Annotated in this window: 31 protein-coding genes and 1 pseudogene; 16 read left to right on the top strand and 16 right to left on the bottom strand. The window is 64.3% G+C overall.

All coding sequences use genetic code 11. The features are described 5' to 3' along the window. The first annotated feature begins 1 nt into the window (after position 1). On the top strand, positions 2-400 hold the full coding sequence (locus tag ACVISU_RS03345; protein WP_050401420.1) for a PaaI family thioesterase: 399 nt from the start codon (positions 2-4) through the stop codon (positions 398-400). A gap of 139 nt (positions 401-539) precedes the next feature. Next, positions 540-1,163, top strand: coding sequence for an N-acetyltransferase family protein (locus ACVISU_RS03340; protein ID WP_456705997.1), 624 nt, complete (start codon positions 540-542; stop codon positions 1,161-1,163). 82 nt (positions 1,164-1,245) lie between these two features. On the opposite strand, the gene ACVISU_RS03335 is transcribed toward ACVISU_RS03340, so the two are convergent. The 3 genes from ACVISU_RS03335 to ACVISU_RS03325 all read right to left on the bottom strand — a co-directional run bounded on the left by ACVISU_RS03335 (position 1,246) and on the right by ACVISU_RS03325 (position 2,640). Then, a complete protein-coding gene (locus ACVISU_RS03335; protein WP_050401418.1) occupies positions 1,246-1,554 on the bottom strand; it encodes a hypothetical protein in 309 nt (102 codons plus the stop codon). A gap of 89 nt (positions 1,555-1,643) precedes the next feature. Then, positions 1,644-1,943, bottom strand: coding sequence for a putative quinol monooxygenase (locus ACVISU_RS03330; RefSeq protein WP_050401417.1), 300 nt, complete (start codon positions 1,941-1,943; stop codon positions 1,644-1,646). Between the two features lie 16 nt (positions 1,944-1,959). After that, positions 1,960-2,640: a DUF2161 domain-containing phosphodiesterase gene (locus tag ACVISU_RS03325; protein ID WP_456705996.1), complete on the bottom strand. Its 681-nt coding sequence runs from the start codon at positions 2,638-2,640 to the stop codon at positions 1,960-1,962. Between the two features lie 136 nt (positions 2,641-2,776). Here ACVISU_RS03325 and ACVISU_RS03320 point away from each other — a divergent pair, with 136 nt between their 5' ends. Both ACVISU_RS03320 and ACVISU_RS03315 read left to right on the top strand, forming a co-directional pair. Further along, positions 2,777-3,121: a GrlR family regulatory protein gene (locus ACVISU_RS03320; protein ID WP_050401415.1), complete on the top strand. Its 345-nt coding sequence runs from the start codon at positions 2,777-2,779 to the stop codon at positions 3,119-3,121. A 222-nt stretch (positions 3,122-3,343) separates the two neighbouring features. Next, positions 3,344-4,543 (top strand): GNAT family N-acetyltransferase, encoded by a 1,200-nt coding sequence (locus tag ACVISU_RS03315; RefSeq protein WP_456705995.1) that lies wholly within the window; start codon positions 3,344-3,346, stop codon positions 4,541-4,543. Between the two features lie 24 nt (positions 4,544-4,567). On the opposite strand, the gene fabG is transcribed toward ACVISU_RS03315, so the two are convergent. Next, positions 4,568-5,248: a 3-oxoacyl-ACP reductase FabG gene (gene fabG, locus ACVISU_RS03310; RefSeq protein WP_456705994.1), complete on the bottom strand. Its 681-nt coding sequence runs from the start codon at positions 5,246-5,248 to the stop codon at positions 4,568-4,570. A gap of 124 nt (positions 5,249-5,372) precedes the next feature. Here fabG and ACVISU_RS03305 point away from each other — a divergent pair, with 124 nt between their 5' ends. Then, on the top strand, positions 5,373-6,062 hold the full coding sequence (locus ACVISU_RS03305) for an SGNH/GDSL hydrolase family protein (protein WP_456705993.1): 690 nt from the start codon (positions 5,373-5,375) through the stop codon (positions 6,060-6,062). A 120-nt stretch (positions 6,063-6,182) separates the two neighbouring features. Next, positions 6,183-6,389, top strand: coding sequence for a hypothetical protein (locus ACVISU_RS03300; protein WP_038375209.1), 207 nt, complete (start codon positions 6,183-6,185; stop codon positions 6,387-6,389). Between the two features lie 14 nt (positions 6,390-6,403). Here the strand turns inward: ACVISU_RS03300 and ACVISU_RS03295 are convergent. Then, a pseudogene (locus ACVISU_RS03295) lies at positions 6,404-7,141 on the bottom strand (tyrosine-protein phosphatase); the annotation flags it as partial. 119 nt (positions 7,142-7,260) lie between these two features. On the opposite strand from ACVISU_RS03295, the gene ACVISU_RS03290 reads away from it, so the two are divergent. Next, positions 7,261-7,572: an MliC family protein gene (locus ACVISU_RS03290; RefSeq protein ID WP_456705992.1), complete on the top strand. Its 312-nt coding sequence runs from the start codon at positions 7,261-7,263 to the stop codon at positions 7,570-7,572. A gap of 90 nt (positions 7,573-7,662) precedes the next feature. Here the strand turns inward: ACVISU_RS03290 and ACVISU_RS03285 are convergent, their stop codons facing one another. After that, on the bottom strand, positions 7,663-7,863 hold the full coding sequence (locus tag ACVISU_RS03285) for a DUF2735 domain-containing protein (protein WP_050401411.1): 201 nt from the start codon (positions 7,861-7,863) through the stop codon (positions 7,663-7,665). 541 nt (positions 7,864-8,404) lie between these two features. Here ACVISU_RS03285 and ACVISU_RS03280 point away from each other — a divergent pair. From ACVISU_RS03280 to ACVISU_RS03260, 5 genes are all read left to right on the top strand, one after another. Then, positions 8,405-9,439 carry a glutamine synthetase beta-grasp domain-containing protein gene (locus ACVISU_RS03280; protein ID WP_050401410.1) on the top strand — a complete coding sequence of 345 codons (1,035 nt, stop codon included), beginning with the start codon at positions 8,405-8,407 and terminating at the stop codon, positions 9,437-9,439. A gap of 181 nt (positions 9,440-9,620) precedes the next feature. Next, positions 9,621-10,325 carry a GrlR family regulatory protein gene (locus ACVISU_RS03275; RefSeq protein ID WP_456705991.1) on the top strand — a complete coding sequence of 235 codons (705 nt, stop codon included), beginning with the start codon at positions 9,621-9,623 and terminating at the stop codon, positions 10,323-10,325. Between the two features lie 5 nt (positions 10,326-10,330). Continuing rightward, positions 10,331-11,029: a substrate-binding domain-containing protein gene (locus ACVISU_RS03270; protein ID WP_050401408.1), complete on the top strand. Its 699-nt coding sequence runs from the start codon at positions 10,331-10,333 to the stop codon at positions 11,027-11,029. A 32-nt stretch (positions 11,030-11,061) separates the two neighbouring features. Continuing rightward, positions 11,062-11,883: a tetratricopeptide repeat protein gene (locus ACVISU_RS03265; RefSeq protein ID WP_456705990.1), complete on the top strand. Its 822-nt coding sequence runs from the start codon at positions 11,062-11,064 to the stop codon at positions 11,881-11,883. A 63-nt stretch (positions 11,884-11,946) separates the two neighbouring features. Next, positions 11,947-12,096 carry a hypothetical protein gene (locus ACVISU_RS03260; protein WP_016843021.1) on the top strand — a complete coding sequence of 50 codons (150 nt, stop codon included), beginning with the start codon at positions 11,947-11,949 and terminating at the stop codon, positions 12,094-12,096. 9 nt (positions 12,097-12,105) lie between these two features. On the opposite strand, the gene ACVISU_RS03255 is transcribed toward ACVISU_RS03260, so the two are convergent. From ACVISU_RS03255 to ACVISU_RS03235, 5 genes are all read right to left on the bottom strand, one after another. Beyond that, positions 12,106-12,720 carry a hypothetical protein gene (locus tag ACVISU_RS03255; RefSeq protein WP_050401406.1) on the bottom strand — a complete coding sequence of 205 codons (615 nt, stop codon included), beginning with the start codon at positions 12,718-12,720 and terminating at the stop codon, positions 12,106-12,108. Between the two features lie 11 nt (positions 12,721-12,731). Further along, positions 12,732-13,256: a (2Fe-2S)-binding protein gene (locus ACVISU_RS03250; RefSeq protein ID WP_050401405.1), complete on the bottom strand. Its 525-nt coding sequence runs from the start codon at positions 13,254-13,256 to the stop codon at positions 12,732-12,734. After that, positions 13,253-16,027: a xanthine dehydrogenase family protein molybdopterin-binding subunit gene (locus ACVISU_RS03245; RefSeq protein WP_456710745.1), complete on the bottom strand. Its 2,775-nt coding sequence runs from the start codon at positions 16,025-16,027 to the stop codon at positions 13,253-13,255. Before ACVISU_RS03245 ends, ACVISU_RS03250 begins: the two co-directional genes overlap by 4 nt. Before the next feature lie 127 nt (positions 16,028-16,154). Beyond that, complete coding sequence (locus ACVISU_RS03240; protein ID WP_456705989.1) at positions 16,155-17,246, bottom strand: hypothetical protein; 1,092 nt, start codon at positions 17,244-17,246, stop codon at positions 16,155-16,157. A gap of 279 nt (positions 17,247-17,525) precedes the next feature. After that, the gene (locus ACVISU_RS03235; RefSeq protein ID WP_050401403.1) at positions 17,526-17,969 is read right to left on the bottom strand and encodes a DMT family transporter; all 444 of its coding nucleotides are present in this window, start codon (positions 17,967-17,969) and stop codon (positions 17,526-17,528) included. Between the two features lie 162 nt (positions 17,970-18,131). On the opposite strand from ACVISU_RS03235, the gene ACVISU_RS03230 reads away from it, so the two are divergent. Beyond that, positions 18,132-19,754: an ABC-F family ATP-binding cassette domain-containing protein gene (locus tag ACVISU_RS03230; protein ID WP_456705988.1), complete on the top strand. Its 1,623-nt coding sequence runs from the start codon at positions 18,132-18,134 to the stop codon at positions 19,752-19,754. 56 nt (positions 19,755-19,810) lie between these two features. On the opposite strand, the gene ACVISU_RS03225 is transcribed toward ACVISU_RS03230, so the two are convergent. After that, positions 19,811-20,347, bottom strand: coding sequence for an REP-associated tyrosine transposase (locus ACVISU_RS03225; protein WP_456705987.1), 537 nt, complete (start codon positions 20,345-20,347; stop codon positions 19,811-19,813). Positions 20,348-20,457: 110 nt separating this feature from the next. Further along, positions 20,458-21,090: an acetyltransferase gene (locus tag ACVISU_RS03220; RefSeq protein WP_456705986.1), complete on the bottom strand. Its 633-nt coding sequence runs from the start codon at positions 21,088-21,090 to the stop codon at positions 20,458-20,460. Positions 21,091-21,277: 187 nt separating this feature from the next. Here ACVISU_RS03220 and ACVISU_RS03215 point away from each other — a divergent pair, with 187 nt between their 5' ends. Then, a complete protein-coding gene (locus ACVISU_RS03215) occupies positions 21,278-22,153 on the top strand; it encodes an MBL fold metallo-hydrolase (RefSeq protein ID WP_456705985.1) in 876 nt (291 codons plus the stop codon). Between the two features lie 24 nt (positions 22,154-22,177). Here the strand turns inward: ACVISU_RS03215 and ACVISU_RS03210 are convergent, their stop codons facing one another. From ACVISU_RS03210 to ACVISU_RS03200, 3 genes are read right to left on the bottom strand one after another with little or no spacing between them, the layout of a single operon-like run. Then, on the bottom strand, positions 22,178-22,369 hold the full coding sequence (locus ACVISU_RS03210; protein WP_050401399.1) for a hypothetical protein: 192 nt from the start codon (positions 22,367-22,369) through the stop codon (positions 22,178-22,180). A 38-nt stretch (positions 22,370-22,407) separates the two neighbouring features. Continuing rightward, entirely contained in the window at positions 22,408-22,710 is a 303-nt protein-coding gene (locus tag ACVISU_RS03205; RefSeq protein WP_050401463.1) for a PilZ domain-containing protein, read from the bottom strand. 8 nt (positions 22,711-22,718) lie between these two features. After that, on the bottom strand, positions 22,719-23,432 hold the full coding sequence (locus ACVISU_RS03200; protein ID WP_456705984.1) for a DUF2336 domain-containing protein: 714 nt from the start codon (positions 23,430-23,432) through the stop codon (positions 22,719-22,721). Between ACVISU_RS03200 and ACVISU_RS03195 the strand changes: the two genes are divergently transcribed. Next, positions 23,422-23,784 (top strand): hypothetical protein, encoded by a 363-nt coding sequence (locus tag ACVISU_RS03195; RefSeq protein WP_456705983.1) that lies wholly within the window; start codon positions 23,422-23,424, stop codon positions 23,782-23,784. The two genes, ACVISU_RS03200 and ACVISU_RS03195, sit on opposite strands and share 11 nt — an antisense overlap. Next, entirely contained in the window at positions 23,744-24,715 is a 972-nt protein-coding gene (locus ACVISU_RS03190) for an AraC family transcriptional regulator (protein ID WP_244521865.1), read from the top strand. Before ACVISU_RS03195 ends, ACVISU_RS03190 begins: the two co-directional genes overlap by 41 nt. Positions 24,716-24,762: the final 47 nt, after the last annotated feature.

The following is a 24,762-nucleotide window of genomic DNA, read 5'->3' as shown; positions in this document are numbered from 1 at the left end:
GATGACACCGCTCGAGAAGATCCAGTCGATGAAGATGCCGTTTGCAGAACTGAAGGGCGTCATCTTCACCGAGGCCAGCAAGGATAGGGTGATCGCCAAGATGGTGGTACGGCCGGACCTCTGCACCCTCCATCACACCGTCCATGGCGGCGCGGTGATGGCATTTGCGGATTCGGTCGGCGCCGCTGCCACCGTGGTCAACCTGCCCGAGGATGCCAAGGGCACTACGACATTGGAGAGCAAGACCAACTTCATCGGCGGGGCCAAGGAGGGGACCATCGTGATCGCGACGGCAACCCCAGTTCACCGGGGCCGGCGGACCCAAGTCTGGCAGACCAGGCTGGAGACCGAAGACGGCAGGCTGGTCGCCGTCGTCACCCAAACGCAGCTGGTATTATGATGAGGCAATGATGTGATTTAGAGATCACATCATTGTTTACTTAAATGAATCTGGGCACTTGAATTATATGGTGCGACGCACAATATGGGGCTGCTAGGGACTCGACGCCTCCTCGAGGGCTACCAAGAGGAGTTATGAAATGAACTACGATTCCATCCGTCCGACGTCCGCGAAGGGCACCGTGCGGACGTTGAGCCAGCAGGAGGAGCTTCCTCTGCTGCGCGATCATTTGTTGCGACTGGATCGTGCCAGCCGCCATGATCGTTTTCATGGCTTCATCGACGACAGTTTCATCCGTCGCTACGCCGAGCGTTGCGCCAACGACGGCACCGTCATCATCGCCTATTTCGAGGATGGCGTAGTCCGCGGCGCGGCCGAACTGCATCCGCCGGAGCAGTCACCGGACGCGCAGCCCGAGATCGCCTTCAGCGTGGAGCGGTCGGTGCGGCGCAAGGGAGTCGGCAGCACGCTGTTCCGCAAGCTGATCGCCGAGGCGCATGCCAAGGGCTACGGCAGCCTGCGCATCACCACCGGTGCGCAGAACGACGCGATGCGCGCGCTCGCCACCAAGTTCGGGGCGCAGCTGAGCTTCCGTCACGGTGAGTCCACCGGCAGCATCGACCTAACTGAGCAGCACCAGCCGGAGCCCGCGCCGGCGATTGCCCCGGTAACGCCGGTCGAGGCCGCGCGCGCGATCGTCGACATGAACCGCGCCTATTGGCGAATGGTGATGCAGATGTCCGGCTGGGGCCGGGCTGCCTGAGCCATCGGTCTTAGATCTAACGTAAAAAGGGCAATCCGCTCAGCGGATTGCCCTTCTTCTTTGAGCAATCGGATGTTGTATTTCAGGTGCCGGTGCGCTTGGCGGGCGCGAGACGGCGGACCACGCGGCGCTCGACCACGACCGAGCGCTGCGCGCCCTGCTCGCCGGCGATCACACGGGTCGCCGTGCCGGTGCGGGCGCTGACGCGCGCGGTCTTCTTCACCTCGGCCAGCACCTCTTCATAGGGTAGCCCCATCAGCGACGACGCGATCTCGGCCTGGGCCTCCACGTCATCGGTGATGCCGATGGCGGCGAAGATTGCCTCCTCCAGCGTCGGCGGATCATGCCGCACGCGCCTTGTGCCGTACTTGGTATTCCAGTCTCCGCTCATCGCCGCCTCATCTTTGAATCGCGGGAGATACGTAAGGTCCCCAATGTTGCATTGCAATATGAATATGAGATGGCAATCCAGCCATGCAGCTAGAGTCTCTCAATCTTGTGAGCGTCGTAAAGTTCGATGGCGGTCGCCGCGGCCGCAAGAGATTGCAGGGAGCGGACGAAATCGCGTGACGCGGGGACCGCGAAATGCGCCGCCAGCGCGGCGCGGTCGGCCCATTGCTCGAAAAATACCAGCTTGAGCGGATTCTCGCAGTCGACATGAACCGCGTGCGAAATGCAGCCGGGCTCGGTGCGCGAGCGATGGACATGCGCGAGGCTCAATCGCCGCACCTCGTCGAACGAGTCGGAGCGGGCGGTGACGCTGCCGGTGACGACGATCATGATCTCCCCCCTGTTGTTATGGAGCGGCTTCCGCCCCTGACGCGCTCACCGGCTGCGGCCAGCGCTTCAGCGCGGCGCGGCCGGCATCATTGAGTACATAGATGCCGCGCTCGGCACGATCGAACCAGCCGTAGACATTGTGCAGCAGGATCTTGCCGGCGTCGGGAATCTCGGCGCGCAGGTCGCGCACCCGCCGGGGGCCATCCGACAGTGCACAGGCGCAGGCCAGCGCCTGCTGCCGGTAGGCGGTCATGATCGGCGCCCGCGTCGATCCGCCCATGGCGGGATCGCCCTTGCGCTTGCGATGCTCGGCGATCAGGCGCGAGCGCTTCTTCGGATTGCGGCGCGGTGCCGCGGTTGGTGGCGGCACCAGCACCTCGACGTCGCCGCGATCGGTAACGCCGAGCATCCCGAAGCCGAGCCGCCGGCACAGGTTGCGATACCGCGCGTCGCTCTCGCGGCCCTTGCCGCGGGCCGACACCTTGGCCGCGATCCAAACCTCATCGGCGGCCGCGGCGCGATCGACCGCCTGCAATATCAATTCGAGATTGAAGGCGAGCTTCAGCTCACCGATCACCACGACAGGCGGATCGCCGTCGCTCAGCGCCACGAGGTCGCACCCTCCGATCTCGCCCTTCACCGTGAAGCCGAGCTTTTCCAAGAAGTGTTTGACGGGCAGATAAAGCGCGGTTTCCAACAGGCAGGCTCCTGCGGCATCCTGCCGCGACTCAGGTGCCCAGCATAGCGCGGAATGGTACTCCCTAAGCCGGATGGAATTTGCCCAAAGCGCGGCCAGGCGGCTATTATTGGACCGGACAGGGCGCGACCATTTCATGATCCGGAACGGCCTTTATCACATCACCGTTGAATTTCTCGATGGCGTCTCTGGCGGCAACCAGGGTGTCATGGTGCTGCGCGACGGCCAGATGCGCGGCGGCGACTCGTTCTTCTTTGCCCATGGCAGCTACACCGCGGCCGACGGCAAGTGGAAGGGCGAGGTCACCAACGAGGAGCACTCGCCGACCTATGGCGAGCGCCCGGTGTGGGAACGCAAGGTGGTGACCATCGGCTTCACCGGCACCTATACCGACCAGACCGCCGAGGGCGACGGCATGGCGCTCGCCGGTAAGCAGAGCATCCGCTTCAGGTCGAAGCTGCGGCTGCTGGTTGCTGACTAAGACGCCGAGCCAGGCCTGCAAGGTCGCGGTCGGGGACATCGGCCGCCCCGCGGCGTCCGGGTCGCGCGCGATTGACCTACGGCTTTCTTGCTAGCCTTGTCCGCCTGGTGACACCGATTGAAATGTTACTGCTTGTTGCGCGGATGGCACAGGGGCCCCAGCCCAGATCGATTAAGTTCCAACCCGGACTTGGAAGGTTAAGCATCACTGGGGCCAAGCGTGATGTCGGACACCGTCAGCCTGTCTGGTACACCAAGTGTCGCCGACGCCGCGGCTGCTGCCGCGCGGTTCGGCGTGAAGATCATGACGCGCGGCGAACTCGCCGGTTGCCGCGCCTGGGCTGACACCTTCGCTGCCCTGCGCAAGGATCGTCGCTACTACGAAATCCTGGAGGATACGCTCCGCGACGGCGTTGAGTACCGCTACGTCGCGATCGTCGACCGGGCTGGCTGCATCCAGGCCGTCCAGCCGTTCTTTCTTCTCGACCAGGACATTCTCGAAGGACTTGGCGCGGAATGGCAGGTTTGGCTGGCGCGCATCCGGCGCTTCGTTCCCCGATTTCTCAAGATGCGCACCTTGATGGTTGGATGCTTCGCCGGGGAAGGACATCTCGGCGCATCAGACACGGTCCCACCAGGCGAGATGGCGGAGATTCTCTGCCGCGAGATCGTCAATCTCGCTAGATCGTGCCGGGCGCAGCTCATCGTCCTGAAGGAATTCCCTGCGCGCTATCGGCCGGTGCTGGATTGCTTCGTCCGGCACGGCTTTGCCCGCGCGCCGAGCATGCCGATGACGGTGCTCAATATCGAGCACGAGGATTTCGACGCCTACATGCAACATGCGCTGCCGCGATCGGCGCGGTGGCAGCTTCGCAAGAAATTCAAGGCGACCGACGGCGTACCCCTTGTCCTCACCGTCACCGATGATGCCGGGGATGCCGTCGACGACATCCATCCGCTCTATTTGCAGGTCTTCGACCGTTCGAAATTCCGTTTCGAGAAGCTGACAGCCGAGTATTTGCGCCGGGTCGGCAGTGACATGAAGGACAAGGCCCGTTTCTTCATCTGGCGGCGGGGCGGGAAGGTGATTGCCTTCAGCCTCTGCATGGTCGAAGGCGACAGCCTGTTCTGGGAGTATGTCGGGCTGGACTATGCTGTCGCCCTTGACCTCCATCTTTACTACTACACCATTCGCGACATGATGAACTGGGCGATCGCCAACGGTTACAGGTGGTTTCGCAGCACAGGTCTCAGCTACGAGCCGAAATTCCGGATGCGGCATGAGCTCGATCCGCTCGACCTCTATGCGCGTTTTCGCTCTCCGCTTCTGAATGCGATTTTCAGGCTGCTGTTGCCCTGGATCGTACCGGCCCGCTACGACGAGACCCTCCGAAAGTTCGCGAACTATCGCGATCTCTGGTAGCGGGTCCGTTCGGCAGCGACAGGCTCAAACCCGCCCGTTGACCGGCAGCAGCGCGCCGGTGACGGCGCTGGCGGCATCGCCGGCGAGGAACAGGATCACTTCGGCGAGTTCCTTCGGCGTCACCCATTTGGAGATGTCGGCCTTCGGCATCGCCGCGCGATTGGCTGCGGTGTCGATGATCGATGGCAGGACGGCGTTGACCGTGACCTTGCCCTTGAGTTCCGCCGCGAGCGACTCGGTGAGGCGATGTACGCCGGCTTTCGAGGCCGCATACGGACCCATGCCGGACGCGGCCTGCAAGGCGCCGAGTGCACCGATATTGATGATCCGTCCGGCGCCCGATTTGATCAGGTGCGGAATGGCCGCGTGCGATGTGTTGAAGGCGGTCATCACGTTCATCGCATACATGCGCTGCCAGGTCGCGGGATCGCCGTCGCTCACCGCTTCGAAGGTAAAGCCGCCGGCGATGTTGATCAGCCCGTCGAGTCGGCCGAAATGCGACGCCGCCTTGTCGATCGCAGCCGTCGCCTGCGCGGTGTCGGTGAGGTCGACATTGCCGAGCTCGATACGATCGGCCGTCGCGGCAAGCTGCGAGGCCGCATGATCGATGCCGGCAACGCGCGCGCCGCTCGCCAGGGCTTCTTCGGCGACCACTTTGCCAAGCGCGCCGAGCGCGCCGGTGATGACGATGGCTTTTCCCTTCATGGCGGTCTCCGTATCAGCAACAGGTTGCTGCCCACTATGATCAGGCGGATTTCATTTGCAATGCCGCCAATTTTGTCTCCTACTGCGCGCATTCATCAATTCATTCGCCTCAAGGATGTTTGCGATGCCGACATCAAGGCCGTGCGAAACCCATCTCGAACTCGTCAAGTTCGCTCATCGGCTGCCGCACTTCGCGGAAGCGCTTCGGCATCAGCGCAAGATCAAGGTGGTGGCGCTCGGATCGTCGTCGACCGCGGGCGCCGACAACATCCTGCCATTTCCGCCGCGGCTCGAAATCCTGCTGCGGCAACGCTTCTTCGGCCGGATGATCGATGTCATCAACCGCGGCATCGGCGGCCAGGAAGCGCCGGAGGAATACTCGCGCATCGAGTCCGACGTCACGGCCGAGGCGCCGGCGCTGGTGATCTGGCAGGTCGGCACCAACGCCGTCTACAAGAGCTACAATCCGGCCGAAGTGCGCGCCACGCTGGAGGCTGGGCTCGACGTGCTCGCGGCGGAGCCGCTCGACGTGATCGTGATGGATTCACAATACACGCAGGCGATCGTCGGAACGGACGCTGCGCTCAACCTCGCCAACGCGATCATGCCGATGATCGCGGACGTCACCTCGAGCAAGGGCGTCAACCTGTTTAGCCGTTTCGCGCTGATGAAGCGGTGGGCCGATGCCGGGATTCCGCTTGGCGAGCTCGACGATGGCGGCCAGCTTCACACCAGCGAATGGGCGACCAATTGCGTGACCCAGTCGCTGTTCGGCGCGATCGACGAAACCTTGAAGCCGGAGGCGATCACGTAACGCTGACTACGTAAGACTACGGAGGTGGGCCGGTTCGATAAAATTTGCAGCAGTTCTGTAAGTGGTTTTCAGAACCCTTTGCTTAGAAGCGGAACTCCAGCCAAGGTAGGGGTTACGCGAATGGGAAATCTTCCGGATCACGGTTTACCGCTTGTTCAGCTTAAGGAGCAGCGGCGCGATCTCGTGGTGGCGCTGCAAAACCGCAACGGACCCGTGGGCAGCTGGGAGCTGATGCAGATCGCAGCGATTCAGCAGGCAATCTCGGCGTTCGAGGATGTGATTGCCGACCTCGATGCGGAGCTCGAGCTCGAGGCCGCGGCGGCCTGAGCGAAGTAAAATAGTCAGGCCTGCAGATAGCGGCCCTCAAGCGCCCTGCGCTCGGCCTGGCCGAGCCCGAGGCCTTCGCGGAAATATCCGTCGAGGCTGCCATAATCGGCATCGATCGCCTCGAACGCCGCCTCCAGAAACGCCGCGCGAACGGTGCCGAGCACCTGCTTGACGTCATCAGGCAGCTCGGTGCTGTGGGCCGGGTCTCGCTTGTAGAACTGGTTGGTCAGGAGATAGTCGTCCGCGATCACCTGACCGGACACGCCGAGCGCGTGCAGGATCAGCGCGCAGGCAAAGCCGGTGCGGTCCTTGCCTGCGGTGCAATGGATCACCAGCGGGGCGCTGTCCTCGAGCAGATGGGCGAACAGCGTGCGGTAGCGCGGCGTGTTGTCCTGGACGTAGCCGCGGTAGGAATCCCGCATCACCTCGATCGCGTCGGCTTCCAGGAGTTGACGCTTGCTGGCGATCGCCCGCAGCGAAGCAACCACCGTCGGCTCGACCGGCAGTGAATGCACGGTCACGTCGCTCATGCTGCACAGCGCATCGGCGCGCTCGGCGACACCGCGGAAGTCGAACGCGCTCTTGACCCCGAGCGAGCGCACCACGGCGACGTCCTGCTCGGTGAGATAGGCAAGATGGTTGGAGCGGAAAATCTGCCGCCAGCGCACCGTCCGGCCGTCGCGTGTCTGGTAGCCGCCAAGGTCACGAAAATTGCTGGCGCCGGCGAGATTGAGGTGACGGGCAGGGGCTTCTTACATCGGGCGGGCCTGTTGCAGCTCATGAGCTCTTGGCGCAAAAATCCTGGCGCAGAAATCCTGGCGCAGGGGTGTCGGCGCAGACAGGTTTATAATGAGCCTCTCGGGGGGAGAATATGACTTATCGCGGAGGCGCCATTCTCGCAGGCGTAATTCTTTTCGAGATTCTTGGGCTCTCGGCAGCGCCGGCGCAATCCGCCTTCCGGAATTATCACTGTGCCGACGGCACGCAATTCATTGCGGCGTTCTTCGGCGGGGATACCCGCGCGCATCTGCAACTCGACGGCAAGGCGGTGACACTGACGAAGCGTCTGGCGCTGACGGGCATGCGCTACAGAGGCGGTGGGGTCACGCTCGAGATTACGCGGGCTGGACTGACCCGGCTCCGGCACGCGAAGCGGCCGGTGACGGCCTGCGAGCCGGCATGAAAAAAGGGCCGAAACGCTGCGTTCCGACCCTCTCTTACTTGGCTGTTGCTGTCTGACGTTTTTGCGTCGCGCCTCTCTGCCTGATCCACATCAGTGATCGCGGCTCGGCTTGGCGTCGTCGATGGCCGCCTGATGGTACCAGCTCTCGCTGCAGGCGGAGGTCTCGACCTCAGCGGCAAGCTCGCGCGCTGTCCGCATCTCGCCGTAGCGTCGTCCGCCGAGAGCCGCGCGGCCCCCTGCCGGGAATTGATAGATCGTTGCCGATCCCTGATTTTGGCCCGTCGTGATCATGTCAAAGTCTCCTATGGCCGGAGCGAGCCTCCATGGTGCGCCCGACTCATTCGCGTGTCGTTACCGTCATTTTGATATCGGCCCCGGCTCGGCGGGGTGCAAGTTGACCAAGAAATAATCGTCAGCTGTCTAAATCGTGTGCAAATCGTCGTTTGCATCCTGCGAGGCAGGATGCAGCTGACCAACGCTTGGGCCGAGCGGATGGTTGCTCGGCGCCCGATGGTTGGACACGGACTGTCACACGGCGCTGCCGCTGCATTAATCGGCGGCCGACGCCGTAGCTGAATTTGCTGCAGAAACGGGCGGCGGAGGGCGCTGAGAGAAGATTTTGGCTGACGGTGGTGCGCGCCGGCTGCGCTGCTTTGTCGCAGCTGAAAATGCGATGTCCGCTGTGGACATCCGCGAGGAGGCCGGGTGCCGCAGTGCAGCGACTGGCATTTTAATTGCTTAGTAAGAGCTGGCCGATGGTGGCCGGGTACGCGTGCGGCGGCCGACTGGCTTTCGGTTCCTCACGGTTTTGCATCATCAACAGAGAGGTTCAATGACCAAGTACAAGCTCGAGTATATCTGGCTCGACGGATATACGCCGACGCCGAGCCTGCGCGGTAAGACGCAGATCAAGGAATTCGCGTCGTTCCCGACCCTCGAACAGCTTCCGCTGTGGGGCTTTGACGGTTCGTCCACCCAGCAGGCTGAAGGCCACAGCTCTGACTGCGTGCTGAAGCCGGTCGCCTGCTATCCCGACGCCGCGCGCGAGAACGGCGTGCTGGTGATGTGCGAAGTCATGATGCCCGACGGCAAGACGCCGCATGTGTCCAACAAGCGCGCCACCATCCTGGACGACGACGGCGCCTGGTTCGGCTTCGAGCAGGAATACTTCTTCTACAAGGACGGCCGCCCGCTCGGCTTCCCGGAAGAGGGTTATCCGGCTCCGCAGGGCCCGTACTACACCGGCGTCGGCTACAAGAACGTCGGCAGCGTCGCCCGCAAGATCGTCGAAGAGCATCTCAATCTCTGCCTCGCGGCCGGCATCAACCACGAAGGCATCAACGCCGAAGTGGCGAAGGGCCAGTGGGAATTCCAGATCTTCGGCAAGGGCTCCAAGACCGCCGCTGACCAGATGTGGATGGCCCGCTATCTGATGCTGCGTCTCACCGAGAGCTACGGCATCGATATCGAATTCCACTGCAAGCCGCTCGGCGACACCGACTGGAACGGCTCGGGCATGCACGCCAACTTCTCGACCAAGTATATGCGCGAAGTCGGCGGCAAGGAGTACTTCGAGAGCCTGATGAAGGCGTTCGAGAAGAACCTGATGGATCATATCGCCGTCTACGGCCCGGACAACGACAAGCGCCTGACCGGCAAGCACGAGACCGCGCCGTGGAACAAGTTCAGCTATGGCGTGGCTGATCGTGGTGCGTCGATCCGCGTGCCGCACTCCTTCGTCAACAATGGCTACAAGGGCTATCTGGAAGACCGCCGTCCGAACTCGCAAGGCGACCCCTACCAGATCGCTTCGCAGATCCTGAAGACGATCTCCGAGGTTCCGACCGGCGCCAAGGCTGCGGCCTAAGCAGCTATCGGAGCCGGATGGAGCCATCCGGTATCGCAATCGGGTCCGCCAGGGCGACTGCCTTGGCGGACCTTTGCATTTAACGACAGTCTTTGCGGCGGGCCTGCCGCCGAAAGCGGTTTCGCTGCGTTATGAACCGCGCTAGACAACGGTTGTATCTTGGCTGCCGGGGACGCGGCGCTTGTTTGAGGGGTTCTACAAGGTTCGGTTCGAGCTGGGCGGCGCCGTCGGCCGCAGCGTGATGTATGTCGGCGACGGCAAGATGCTCGGCGGCAATTCGGCCTTTGCCCATATCGGCACCTACGAGAAGACCGGCGACGAGGTCGCGGTCGAGATCCAGACCGTCCGCCACAACCCCGATCCGAACTACCGCGCGATGGCCGGCACCGATGATGCGACGCTGCTCGCCAAGGGCGGCCCGGACGGCGAGCTCTACCGCTTCAAGGGCGAGCTCAAGGAATTGCCCGGCGTGCCGTTCCAGTCGGTGATGACGCCGATCACCGAGGACGAGGCCCCGATCGCGGGCGGGGTCGGTGAGGGTGGCATCGTCAACGGGCTGTATTCAATCCACATCCAGCTGCTCGACGGTGTCGACGGCAATCTCACGGGCGTGATGCTGCTGAACAACGGTCGCATCCTCGGCGGCGACGCGTTCTTCTACTATCTCGGGACCTACACCTCCGAGAAAGGCCGCTGGAAGGGCCAGATCCTCAATCAGGAGCACACCTCGGCGATGAGCGAGAATCCGGTGTTCGGCGGCCATGAGGTCGGCATCGGCTTTACCGGGACCTGCGACGCGGAAGGCGCCGTGCTCGAGGCAACGGCGCTCGCCGGCAAGCGCAGCCTCCGCCTCAAGGCCACCCTCAAGCTGATGCGGCGGGCGTAAGCGGGATGGACAATTCGGTTCGCGTACTCTCGACGCTGGCGCTGAAGGGCGCGGTCGCGCGCCTTGCCGCGGCCTACCAGGCGGCGAGCGCCGTGCGGATCGATGCCGATTTCGCGCCGACGCTGGCGCTGCTCGAACGCCTGCGCGAAGGCGAGGCCGCCGACCTCGTGATCCTGACCCGCGAGGGCCTTGACGAGATGACCGGCGAGGGCCGCATCGCGCGGGACAGTGCTGTGGATCTCGCGCGCTCCTACGTCGGTGTCGCGGTGCGGGCAGGCGCTGCGCATCCCGATATCGGCAGCGAAGCCGCATTGCGTGCGGCGCTGCTCGGTGCGCGGGCGGTGGCTTATTCGCGGCTCGGCGCCAGCGGCGTCCTGTTTGCGCAGCTGATCGCCCGTCTCGGCATTGCCGAGGTGATCAACGCCCGTGCGGTGATCATTCCGGTCGGCTTCACGGCGGAAAAGCTCGTCAGCGGCGAAGCCGATCTTGCGATCCAGCAGATCAGCGAGTTGAAGCAGATCGATGGCATCGAAATCGTCGGGCCAATCCCCTCGGGCCTGCAGACGCCGGCGGTATTCTCGGCGGGCCGAATGGTCGCCTCAGAGCGCGCATCGGCCGCCGATCACTTGCTGCGGTACCTCGCGTCGGCCGATGTCGCGCCGGTGTTGCGCGAGACTGGGCTCGAGTCTTGGCTCGAGCCTTGAATTTGCCTGCACGGCGACGCAACCTGCCGGTCATGTTCAGACCTCTCCATGCAATCGTCCTTGCCGCGGCGCTGGCCGCGCCTGTGCTGGCTCATGCGCAATCGGCCGACCTCGTGCTCTGCGACCGGCTCGCCGCCGATCCCACCGATCCCGACAAGCCGGCCGACGTGAAGGGCGTGCCTGAAATCGCGCCGGCAGATGTCGCGACCGCGATCAAGTATTGCGCAGTTGCCGCAAAATCGTCGCGCCGCGCGATGTACGAGCTCGGCCGGGCCTATGCCGCCAACCGGCAGACCGCGGAAGCCATGTCGGCTTGGCGCAAGGCAGCCGACAAGGGCTCGACATCGGCGATGGTCGAGCTCGGCGTGCTCTACGGTAATGGCACCGGCGTTGCCAGAGACGAGGCGCAGGCGCGCAAATTGTTCGAGCGCGCGGCGCAGGCCGGCAATGCGCGCGGCGTCAGCAATCTCGCCGCGCTCGGCGGCGGCGGCGCGGCTGCCGATCCGGCACGTGCGCGCGAATTGCTCGCCAGGTCGGCCGAGACCAACGCGGAGGCGCAGTACCAGCTCGGCCTGATGCTGGCGGAAGGCAAGGGCGGCGCGCAGGACGATGCCGGCGCGCGGGCGCTGTTCGAGAAGGCCGCGGCGCAGAACCATCCGGGCGCGCTGGAGCGGATGGGCGCCTTCGCACAGGCCGGCCGCGGCGGTCCTAAGGATAGCGATGCGGCAAAAGCCTACTACGAACGGGCGACCGCGCTTGGCGACGAGGACGCCAAGAAGGCGCTGGAGCGCGCCCGCTGTCCCTACGTGATCAAGGACAAGCGCGGCAATGCCGTGACCAACCTCTGCTTCTAGTCAAACTGGAACGCTCGCCGCGGCTGGTCGTTGACATGCGAAAGACATCGGCGAGGCGCTGTCATGATCCGCAAGTTGCGTTCCGGCGAGTACCGGCTGTATTCCCGCAAGGTCAATCCGAAGACCGGCAAGCGTCGCAATCTCGGCACCTTCAAGTCGCGCGCCGCGGCCGAGAAGCACGAGCGCGACGTGCAGTATTTCAAGCGCCACTAAGCGTGTACGCTACGGCGGGCAGGCCGCCCCGGTCTTGACCCAGGCCTCGACCAGCGCGCCGGCCTCTGCCTGCGTGCCGGGCGCCGGCGAGCGGCCGAGGCCGGGATGCCAGGCCCAGCCGACCAGCGTGTCCTTGCCGATATGGTCGATCAGCTCCTCGACCTTGCGGCCGCCGTTGCGCGCAGGGTCGCGGATCTGCTGGCAGATCTCGCCGATGGTCTTGCCGGCCCAAGCCATCTCGCGCGGCGCGAGATGCCATTCGGGATGACCCGGCACGTGGCCGGGATCGAAATTGGCGCGCTGGTGGCAGATCGAGCAGCGCATCGCGGTGGTGCCGTGGCCGTCGGCGCCGCGCGTGACCGGGGGCTGGTGCATGCGGCTGACATCACCTTGCCGCGGGCTGTCGCCGGCAGGATGGCAATTGGTGCAGCGCGGATGAGTCAGCACCTTGCCGAGCTCGGTGAAGATCGCCGCCGAGCGCTGTTCGATATTCTGTATGCCGGCAAAGCTTTCCGGTGAGGCGAGGGCGTGGCTCGCGCTCTCCGACGCCGCATAGCCGGCGCACAGGCTGGTCGCGAGCGCCGTCAGCACCGCAATGATCCGAAACCGCGTTTCCGATGTCATCGCGCGTGGGCTCACTTGTTGGCGGTCAGATAGCGCGTGGCATCGGCGAGGATCACGTCGCGCACCGCCTGATGATATTTGATGTAGCCGGTGCAGCGGCACAGATGGCCGTCGAGCGCATCAGCGATGACGGTTTCGAGCCGGTCGCGCGGCACAGGCTCTCTGGCCAGCAATTCGAGCAGCACCTGGCCTTCGTTGAGGAAGCCGGCCGTGCAATAGCCGCACTGGAACGCGAAATGGTCGATGAAGGCGCGCTGCAAGGGCGAAAGCTCGCCGTCCTTGGCGTGGCCCTCGACGGTGCGGATCGCCTTGCCGTCGAAATTCGCCGCCGGCACCACGCAGGTCGGGCTGGTGTAGCTCGTGCCATCAGGGTTATCGATGATGACAGCGCAGCTCAGGCACTGCGCGGCGCCGCAGCCGAACTTGGTGCCGGTCATCCCGAGCATCTCGCGAAGGAAATCGTTCATCGAGAGGTCGTCGCGGACCTCGATCGGGCCGTGCTTCTGGCCGTTGATGGTGAGGTTGAGCGTCGTCACGCAAGCGCCCCCCTGAGCAGGCTCGTTGTCACCGGCAATGAGCGGAAACGGTGGCCGGTGGCATCGTTGATGGCGTTGAGCAGCGCCGGCACGATCGGGATCATCACCACCTCGGCCATGCCCTTCGGCGGTTCGTCCGGCGTCAGCGGCGGCAGCATCTCGATCTCGAGATCGTGCAGCGGCAGGTCGGAGCCGCGCGCGATCAAATATTGGCCGAGATTCCATTGGCCGTTGCCGGGTCCGCCTTCGAACGGCGGCAGGGTTTCGAGCAGCGCGTAGCCGACCCCCATGGCAAAACCGCCATGCGCCTGGCCGAGCACGACTTCAGGCACCAGCGCCTGGCCGCATTCGAACACGCTGTAGGCCTTGGCGATGCGCAAGATGCCGGTCGCGCGCTCGATCTCGACACGCACCAGCGTGCCGCACATCGAGGTGTAGGCGGTGCCGATCCGGTTGTTGTCGGTCGGCGGAAACTTGACGCTGACGCGGTCGATCCGCTCGAACCGGCCGTGGCCGCGGCGGATCGCGAGTGCATCGATCTCGGCGCGGTACTGCTCGCCGAACAGCGGGAAGCGCGCACGCGACCAGGCCCAGCGCGAGAAGCTGTGCGCGATTGCGCCGGTGACGAAGCCGCGCGCATGCGCGGTCGCCGCAAGTTTTGGTAGCGGCAGCGGCGCGAGATCATCGAGCACGAGCTGGCTATCGCTCCAGCGCGCTTTGTTCCATTGCCCGGCACGGGCATCGGCCTTGCCGACGTGCCAGAGCTCGAGCGCCGCCGGCCATAGGCCGAAGCGGAAGATGACCCGCGCGGCTTCGGCCGAGGAGTGCGTCCCGACATGGGCGCCGATCGAGGCGCTGGTGGCCGAGCTGATCGCCGGCACCCAGCGCGGGTTCTTCTCGGCGAGGTCCTGGGTCTTCTGATCCATCGTGTAGGGATCACCCGACGTTACGAGCCCGAGCGCGTCGTAGCTGTCGACCCGGGAGACGGCGACCTCGTCGGCCACGGCGCCGAGATGGCCCGCAACGCGGTTGGCGAGCGCGGTGCCGACGCCATTGCCCATCTCGACGTGGTCGCAATGGATCGCGATCCGTCCCTCGGCATCGATCTCGACCCGGCCCAGCGAGCAATCTGCGCCGGAGCCGTAATCCTTGGTGACGCAGGCGAGGCCGGTGCCGACCAGCCGTCCCTCCGGCGCCTGCTGCTTGAAGGCGGCGCGCTGCTGCCAGATCGGATGCGTCTCGAGCTTGTGGAGGATGTCGGGCGTGCGCACCGACACGATGTAGGGGTTGCCGGTCATGGTCCGGCCGTTCTGCTTCAGCGCGTTGTTGCGGCGGAACGCGATCGGATCGACCTTGAGCTCGCTCGCCGCCTCGTCGATCAGGACTTCGAGCGCGGTCATGGTCTGCAGCGTGCCGTAGCCGCGCATCGAACCGGCGGTGACGCCGCGCGAATGCACTGCCACGGTAGTGACGTCGACCTTCGGGATGTCGTAGATGCCGATCGCGGCGGTCGCGGCCACGACCGCGACATTGGCGGAGAAGTTGGCGAGCCCGCCGCCGTCGAGCACGTGGTCGGCGGCGAATGCCGTGATCCTGCCGCTTGCGCGATCGATGCCGATCCGCGAGCGCATCTTGATCGGGTGGCGCTTGATGCCGCCCTGGAATTGCTGGTAGCGGTCGTGTGCCAGCCGCACCGGCCGTCCCGGGAAGAACATCGCCGCGAGCGCCACGTAAAGCACGAACGGGGTGTGGTCGCGGCCGCCGAAGCCACCGCCGACATGGGCGAACTGCGCATTGATGTGCGAGGGCCGGAATGGCGGGCGGGCCTTGCCGAGCAGATGCGCGATCGACTCGGTCGCCTCATAGGGCGACTGCACGCCGAGCACCAGTTCGAGATTGCCGCTGTTGTCGCTGTACCAGGCGAGCCCGCTCTCGGGTTCGAGGAACATCGGATCGACCGACTGGGTCTCGAACTCGCGGTCGAGCACGAGCTGCGACGGATCGTCCTTGGCGAGCTGGGCGCGGATCGCTTCGCCATGGATCGCGGCTTTGGCGTAGTCCGCCTTGGTCTCCTTGGCGAGCGGCAGCCAGACCGGCAACGCCGCGTTCTGGATGCGGCTCGGTGAGACCCAGCCGGCCTGGATCGGCGAGTAGACGTCGGGTGCCTCAGGCGTGGCGCCGGCGACGCGCGTGAAACGATAGGCGCCGAAGTCCGGCAGGACGACCGGCCCGGTCTCGTCGCCGAACCTGACGAAGCCGCCATCGCGCAGCGCAAGGCGGGCGCGATCGAAGGCATCGAACCGTTCGAAGATCAACAGCGCGACGGGTTGGCCGAGATAGAGCGGCGTCTTGCCGACCGGGCAGAACAGATCGCCGGTGTAGAACTCCGGCACCCGGGTCCCGATCCGGTCGAGATCTGCCGCTGTCACGACGACCGCGGGCTTTGCGGGACCGTCGAGGCGGGCGAGGTCCAAGCCGGCATAGACATGTGTCGCGTCGTCGGCGCGGACCAAAATGGCGTGCGAGGTGGTCGCAGGCCAGCCCGGCATGTCGATGGCGCGAAAGTCGGAGGCGTAGAGTTTTGCGCCGGTGACCTTGGCGACGCCGTCGACGCGGCCGGCGCCCCTGGCCGCCGGATTGAAATGGCCGCGCCCGGGCAGCGTCTCGCGAGCCGCGAAGGCCGGGTCCTTTGCCAGCGCCAGATGCGACAGGCTGACCGAGATGCCGCCTGCCGACAACCACTTCACGAATTCGCGTCGCGAGGGCTGCATGGTCTGATCTTTCATCAACACCTCGACGGCATATCGCGCCAAGGTTTAATAAACTGTGCAATACAAGCTGCAGTGTTGCGGCAAAGCGAATGCGATCGCAATGTCGCAATAGGTCGTAGCCGCGACCTCACTTGAGGTCGGCGATGGTGGCCGGTCCCGGACCTGATGTGATCAGCGTCGGCCATTGCTTGGAACCGAACGGCACCAGCGGTGGTAGGAAGGCCGTCATGCCCCGCTTCTTGGTCTCGGCGATGATCGCCTCGCGCGCGTCGCCTCCCATCAGCTCATAATCCATCAAATGATAGCTGCCGAAGAACAGCGCGCCCACCGAGCGGTCGGCAATGATCCGCGTCAGCGATTCCAGCATGTCCGAAGGCGTCGTGGTAAAGGAGATCGTCTCGATCAGCATCAGCCGGCTGTTGATGGCGTCAGGGCCGAAGAACTGCGCCAGCACGCTGAAGATCACGTTGTTCTGCCGCGCGACGTAGATCGTGTTGCTCGCCCCATAAGCCTTGTCCCAGTCCGGGCCGAGCTGGGTCTTCCAGTCGGCCATGACGCCCATCCAGTGCGCGACCTGGGTCTGCGCGGCCCAGGCGACGTTCTTGGCGAGCAAGGGCGCCTGCTTCTTGCCGAAGGCCTCGAGCGTCGCGAACGGGATCGCGCCGGCGCTGAGGCATTCGTCCATGAAGGCGATGTTGTTCTTGAGGATGGCGCGATTGTTGTCGCGCCAGTCCGCCTGCATCGGCGTGGCATCGAGCCCGTCGAGCGCCGACTGCATCCGGCTGCGATAGGCCTGCATCGAGCCGCGCCACGCCTTGTCGTCGGGATTGTTGACGTAGGGGCCGACCACCTCCGCCAGCGCCATCGTGCTGTGGCCGACCGATTTGAGCAGCTGATAAACCACCGGCACCTGCGGCGCCTCGGTCGGTGGCTTGCCCGGCCGGTACAGGATCAGGCGGCCGCCGGCGCCCGAGAACAGGCCGAGGATCACCGGATGCTTGTCGAGGATGTTCTTCTGGAAGATCCGCGCCGCATCCCCATAGAGCTCGAACATGCCGGTGTTGAGCGCCAGCACGTCCTTGGTCGCGACATCGGCCGGCGTCGATGCGGTCTTGCCCGAGATCGGCGCCATGTAGTCGGGCAGCGACTGGGCGAGCGCGGCGCCAGTGCTGCCGAGCAGCAGCGCCAACGCAGTGACCAAATGCAAACGATGGGTCATGTGATGCTCCTCGCAGCCTCCGACCCGCGCCGAAGCCCGCGATGCGGCCTCTCGACACTGGGGGGATGCTCAATACTTCTTTGACGCAAATGAACAGGGATGGTCGGTCCCGCATGACGCAACACGACGAGGGCGGGTGCTTACAGCTAAGCGACGAATCGGCGGGTGTCCACACCCGGAGATGACCCCGGAGGTTGCATCATAACGTCAGTCGCCGCCGGATTCAGCGGGGCTTTCTCATTCAGGGAATCAATCGCGTCGACCGGCTTGTCGATGGCCTCAATCCTTGATCAGCAGCACGCCGCCGATGATCAGCGCGATGCCGGCCAGCCGCGAGAACGATACCGGATGCTGCGTCAGCCCGAACATGCCGAAATGGTCCATCGCGATGCCCGCGATCATCTGACCCGCAACCACCAGCGCCAGCAGGGTCGCGGCGCCGAGCGAGGGCAGCAGCAGGATCATCAGCAGGATGAAGACCCCGCCGAGGATGCCGCCGCTCCAGGCCCACCACGGCACAGCCGAGACCAGCTTCCAGGACGGCACCGGCTCGCGCGTTGCCACCAGCACGACCGCCATCGTCACGAGACCGCCGAGATAGCTGACGAGGCCGGCCCAGGCCGGCGAGTTCAGCGCGGCGCGGAGGTTGCCGTTCAGGACCTGTTGAACGGCCACCGCGATGCCGGCGCCGAGCGCGAGGAGATAGAGAAGCCAGACTTGCATGCGATGCCCCAGAACCGGTCGCCGAACGGTTTCCTGTCATATTCGATCTGCAACGATCGTGGCATGCATTGGCGCGCGGAGCGAAACCCGCGGAATGGGCTTCCACCGGCGTCCGAGATCGAATAAGAGGCCGCAACCCCTTAATTCCCCAATATTTGAAGCATGATCCGCCTCGATAACGTCTCCAAGCAAGTCGGCCACCAGATCCTCTTCATCGAAGCCTCCGCGGCGCTCCAGAAGGGCGAGAAGATCGGCCTTGTCGGCCCGAACGGCTCCGGCAAGACCTCGCTGTTCCGGATGATCTCGGGCCACGATATCCCCGATGAAGGCCAGGTCTCGCTCGATCGCGGCATCTCGATCGGCTATTTCAGCCAGGATGTCGGCGAAATGTCCGGACGCAGCGCGGTCGCCGAGGTGATGGACGGGGCGGGACCCGTCAGCGTGGTGGCAGCCGAGCTTCGGGAACTCGAGGCCGCGATGGCCGACCCCGACAAGGCCGACGAGATGGACGACATCATCGCGCGCTATGGCGAGGTGCAGCATCAGTTCGAGGAACTCGATGGCTACGCGCTCGATGGCCGCGCGCGCGAGGCGCTCTCGGGGCTCGGCTTCAGCCAGGAGATGATGGACGGCGACGTCGGCAAACTCTCCGGCGGCTGGAAGATGCGGGTTGCGCTGGCGCGTATCCTCTTGATGCGGCCCGACGTCATGCTGCTCGACGAGCCGAGCAACCATCTTGATTTGGAAAGCCTGATCTGGCTCGAGCAGTTCCTGAAGGGCTACGAGGGCGCGCTGCTGATGACCTCGCATGACCGCGAGTTCATCAACCGCATCATCAACAAGGTGGTCGAGATCGACGGCGGCCAGCTCACCAGCTACTCCGGCAATTACGAGTTCTACGAGCAGCAGCGCGCGCTGTCCGACAAGCAGCAGCAGGCGCAGTTCGAGCGCCAGCAGGCGATGCTCGCCAAGGAGATCAAGTTCATCGAGCGCTTCAAGGCGCGCGCCTCGCACGCAGCGCAAGTGCAGAGCCGGGTCAAGAAGCTCGACAAGATCGAGCGGGTCGAACCGCCGCGGCGGCGGCAGACCGTGGCGTTCGAATTCCAGCCGGCGCCGCGCTCCGGCGAGGACGTCGTCAGCCTGAAGAACGTCCACAAGGCCTATGGCAGCAAGCGCATTTATGACGGGCTCGACTTCATGATCCGCCGCAAGGAGCGCTGGTGCGTGATGGGCATCAACGGCGCCGGCAAGTCGACACTCTTGAAGCTGGTCGCCGGTTCAACCGAACCGGATGACGGCGCGGTCGCGATCGGCGGCAGCGTCAAGATGGGCTATTTCGCCCAGCACGCGATGGATCTGCTCGACGGCGAGCGCACCGTGTTCCAGTCGCTGGAGGATGCCTTTCCGCAGGCCGGGCAGGGCTCGTTGCGCGCGCTGGCCGGCTGCTTCGGCTTCTCGGGTGACGATGTCGAGAAGAAGTGCCGGGTGCTTTCGGGCGGCGAAAAGGCGCGGCTCGTCATGGCCAAGATGCTGTTCGATCCGCCGAACTTCCTGGTGCTGGACGAGCCGACCAACCACCTCGATCTCGCCACCAAGGAGATGCTGATCAATGCGCTCTCCGAGTTCGAGGGCACCATGCTGTTCGTGTCTCACGACCGGCACTTCCTCGCCGCGCTCTCCAACCGCGTGCTGGAGCTGACGCCTGACGGCATCCACCAATATGGCGGCGGCTACACCGAATACGTCGCCCGCACCGGCCATGAAGCGCCGGGATTGCGGAGCTAGGATTGCGATCAAGCGCGCCAGTCTTGTAGCCCGGATGCAGCGAAGCGAAATCCGGGTCAGTCCTTCCGCTCGCCAAAGTCGTCGTTGTCTGTCGCTCCGTTGCCGCCCCAATCGGACGGCAATACACCCTGGCGGATGTATCGATGAAGCGACGAGTGCGGCCAGTCCCCAGGCGACGAGGCCAGCCGGTGCTTGGCGGGATTGTAATGGATGTAGTCGACGCAACGCTCAAAGTCGCGTTCGTTGCGGACAGTGTGCTCCCAAAACCGCCGCTGCCAGAGGGCGTATTCGCCACGATGATTGGCTGAGAGTGGTGCACCAGCGGCAACCAGCCCGCGAGTGAAGTAGCTCTTGATCTGCCGCCATCGATCCGAGAAGTCGGCATCGCCGGACGGCAAGGTCATCACCGCGTGCAGGTGCTCGGGCAGAATCACAATGGCATCGACCGTGAACGGCTTTTTGCCGCGTGCTGCACGAAATGCAGCACGCAGTAGTTCGATATGATCGACAAGCAACGACGACGACCGGTCTTCCAATGTCACCGTGAAGAAGAACGTTCCGCCTGGCAAGAAGTTACGTCGATAGTGCACCATGCGGATAGATTACTCCGGATTTCGCTTCGCTTCATCCGGGCTACGAAGTCAAATGGCTCTATTCTGTAGCCCGGATGAAGCGAAGCGAAATCCGGGGCAGTCCTAGGGGTTCACGCCCGCCACCGCGCGCAAAAGGCCTCGACGTCGCCGGACTGAAATTCCGGCAGGCGCTCCCAGATGGTCTCGGGCGGCCAGTTCCACCAGGCGATCTGTGATAGCTCGGCCGCGATCTTGCGGCTGAACCGCTCCTTGATCGGCCGCGCCGGGACGCCGCCGACGATGGTGTAGGGCGCGACATCGCGCGAGACCACCGCGCCGGCCGCCAGCACCGCGCCGTCGCCGACGGTGACGCGGGGCAGCACGATCACGCCGTGGCCGATCCAGACGTCGTTGCCAATCACGACGCGGTCCGCGCGCCGGTCGCTGAAGAAGCCATGATCGCGCTCGGCTGTGGCCGCGTAGTATTCGGGGCAGTAGGTGAAGCGATGCTGGGAGGGGCGCTCGACCGGATGGTTGGGCGCGCCGATCCTGACCTGCGCCGCGATCGCACAGAACCGGCCGATCACGGCATCGGCGACGATGCAACCGCTGCCGAGATAGGAGTAATCGCCGAGCTCGGTGTATTCGATCGCGGTGTCGCCGAGCACTTCGCAGCAGCGGCCGACCTTGACCTCCCGCAGCTTGACCGTCGGTTCGATGACGGTTTCGGCAAGCTTGGGGCGGGAAGGATTCGGTGCGTTCATAGCGTTGTCCTCGATGCGGCGAGCCGTCTCAGTCGCATGATTTCTATTACGGCGAGATGACAAGGGCGGCAGGCCGAGCGCCGCCCTGCTCGCGGAGCAGTTGGGCGCATGGCGCATTGCGTGCTGCGCGCCTTGTGGGGTTCGGTCCCGCTCGCTACGCTTCACGAAAAAGTGGGAGCGAAACGGCATGAAGCAGATCAGGATCGGCGACATCACGATCGACGCGGTGATCGAGCGCGAGGGGCCGTGGCGGCGGCCGCAGGATTTCTTCCCGACCTATGACGACGGTGTGTTCAGGCATCATCTGAAGACGATGGAGCCGGAAGTCTTCGACGCCGCGCGCGGCATGATGATGATCACATACCAGACCTTCGTGGTGCGGACGCCGCGCTACACCATCCTGGTCGACACCTGCACCGGCGAGGACAAGGGCCATCCGCCGCCGTTCGACTTCCCGGGCAAGGAGCGCTGGCGCAACGAGCTGTTCGCGGTCGGCATCTCCTATGAGCAGGTCGACTACGTGTTCTGCACCCATTTGCACATCGATCACACCGGCTGGAACACCACGCTGCGCGACGGGCGCTGGGTGCCGACCTTCCCGAACGCGAAATACGTCTTCCACAAGGGCGAGTATGCGGCCTGGGAGGCCGAGAACGCCAGGGGCGCCAACCCGCCCGGCACGGTGTTTCGCGACAATTGCCTCCCGATCGTCGAAGCCGGGCAGGCGCTGCTGGTCGACGACGACTATGCGCTCGACGACACCGTCACGCTGACGCCGACGCCGGGCCACTCGCCCTGCCATTGCTGCGTCAACATCTTCTCGAAGGGGCAGCGCGCCGTGGTCGCCGGCGATCTGATGCACCACGCGATCCAGTGCCGCGAGCCGGAGTGGTCGGCGAAGCCCGACTGGGACCCGAAGCAATCGGCGGTGTCGCGGCGGAAGTTCTTTGCCTCGGTTGCCGGGACCGACACGCTGATTCTGCCGATCCATTTTCCGGCGCCTACCGTCGGCCTGATTAGGGCGGATGGCGACCGCTTCGACTATCGCTTCAAGCGCGAGTAGGGCGCGGCAGTCGGCGGCTCGAGGTCACCGCGTCGTGCTGGTCTGGCGCGGAACTTGGGTTAGAAACCGCTCGAGATCGCTGCAGAGGCGATGGGCAAGCTCCTCGTCGATCTCGAACGTCGCGACGGTGCCGGAACAATCGATTGCGATGGTGCCGCGTAATGGTGCGGCGGAGACGGCCGATACCGCGATGTTGGTTGCTCTGTGCATGGTCATGTCGTCAACTTTCCTTGAGGGCAGGTTGCCGCCAATCCTCATCTCGGAATGACGGCTCGTCCCTTTCGCTTTCGCTCTTCGATGAATCGCACGCCGATCTCGGTGCCGTCGACCCGAACCAGCTCGCAGCGGCGGAACGCCAATCCGCGCGAGGACAACACAAGGAAGAACTCCTGGGCCTTCAGCACATCAAGCGTTCCATCGACCTCGAGTCGGGCACCGCTTTGCGAGACGTCGAGCAGGATGCAGCTTCGCCGCCACGTGCCGTCGACCCCCATGAGGTTGACGGGATGACGCGTCTCGAGCTTGACGCGCTCCGCCCTGCGGTCACCATACGTCATGACGCCACTCATACTGCCTGAACGGGTTTCGCAGCGAGGCCGGCATCGATCGCGGCGCGGATTGCGTCCCGAAACTCGGGGCGTGCACGTTTGAGCAGCCGGGCCTGCTGGGGCGGCGTGGATCGCTTGATGAGGTCGGCAAGCACGTGGTGAGGCAGGTCCTCGCGCGAAACCAGTGCGGCTGCGATCTCCGCGTCGCGCTCGGCGGCGTCGACCATCATGGCAAGGCCTGCGCTGGTGATGTCGGCGCCAGGATTGCGCGCGAGCGCGCGAAGCACGTTGCCGTCGCCGCGCATCAGCAGAATGTCCGTGAGCTCCTGGTTGACGGCCTTGCGTCCCGCGATCGCGCAGAGATGCCCCTCGGCCCGCATCCAGGCAATGTCGATCAGATCGACATCCGGAATGCACGCGCATTTTCGCAGGATCGGAGCGGCAACATCGGCATCGTCATGGTTGGCGAGGCGACGGGCGAGCTCCCGCGGCACCAGATGCAAGTCGGCGAGCGAGCGGCTGAGCGTGGTCAGGGTCCGCAGCTCGACGCTCTCGGTCAGACAGATCAGGATGTCGTCGAACAAACTCACCTGATGCTCGCTGAGGCGGTGAGCGTCGTCGAGAAACAGCCCGGCCACCTCCTGCAGCATGCGCGTGCGGAGGTCCGGGGAACCGGCTCTCAAGACATGGTCGAGCTTGGCAATAAGGTCAGGCGAGGCAATGGCTGTCATTGCGGTCTCTAAAATGTTCCGCGACGGAGAACATCATCGTTCCCGATGTCAATCTGCTCCCCAAATCTTTAATAGGGGTATAGAATTTGATGTGGAGGTTGACCTAGCCGGTGGATATCCTGGCAAACACTATCGAAATTCGGCAGCGGCGCTGTTTTGCCAGATTGTCCGGTTCGACCGACGGATCGCATTTTTCTTGATCGAATACTTTGGACGATTCGCATTTTGTGCACGCAATTTATCAACGCGGCCGGCGCGCTATGCGCGGCGTCGGGCGCCAATTTTAGAAATCATTTCGCAGGAGCAGCCATTTGACGGCGCAATTGCTGCTGCCGAGAGTCTTTCGTTTTGACGATGTCGACGCATTCCGGAGTTCGATCCGGGATCTGGATGTTGATTTCACGCCACTCGCACGGAAGATTTCGGCCGAGCAGATCATCCTGAGTTTGCCGGGATGCGAGCTCAACTACACACAGTCGTTCCCGCGGATCGTCGACGCGCAGCTCGCGCGGCATACGACAGCGGTCGGTTTCACGATGGATGACGGCGTTCCGATGCGGTTCAACGGCGTCGAGCGCGATCGTGCGGTGATCGTGCTCGGCGGCGGCGGCGCGTTCTACACCTCGGTGGAGGAGACGCCCCGCCAATACGTCTCGATGATGTTCACGCCCGAGATTGTCGACCGCGGCTGGCCGGAACCTGGTCTCCATTTCAGCATTCACGAGATCTCTCAGCGCGCGCAGGATCGGCTGCGCGAAGTGGTGAGGCAGGTTCTGCTCGTCACGTCGGATCAGGTCACGATCGCGGAGTTCGCCACGGGCGCGGCGATCAAGGAGACGTTGCTCACCGCAATCGACAACGCGTTCGCCGAGATCGTGCCGGCCAAGTGGACGACGCGGGCCAATACGACGCGCCAGTTCAAGGTCTTCAACGACGCGCGCGCCATCCTGGCCGGCGACGTGGCTCACCCGATCTACAGCGGCGAACTCGCCAGGCAGATCGGCGTGTCGGTGCGCACGCTGCATGACGCGATCCAGCGGTACCGGGGCATCAGCCTGCATCGCTATCTGCGGCTGCGCCGGCTCTGGCTGGTGCGCCAGCAACTCCTTGCAGGTGCGCCCAGCGTCAAGGCCTGTGCGCTGGCCTACGGGTTCTGGCACCTCAGCGATTTTTCGCGGAGCTATCGATCGCAGTTCGGGGAAGCGCCATCGGAGACGCTGGCGGTCTCGCGCCGTGCTGGCGTCGGGCCGGCCGAGCCGGCCGGCGGCAAACACGAATCGTAACAATTCGCCTGAACGGAATCTTAACGGGCGGTTGCGAATCTGTGGGT

The sequence above is a fragment of the Bradyrhizobium sp. USDA 4452 genome, from assembly GCF_054063575.1.
This window is presented reverse-complemented; position numbering and strand designations above follow the sequence as displayed.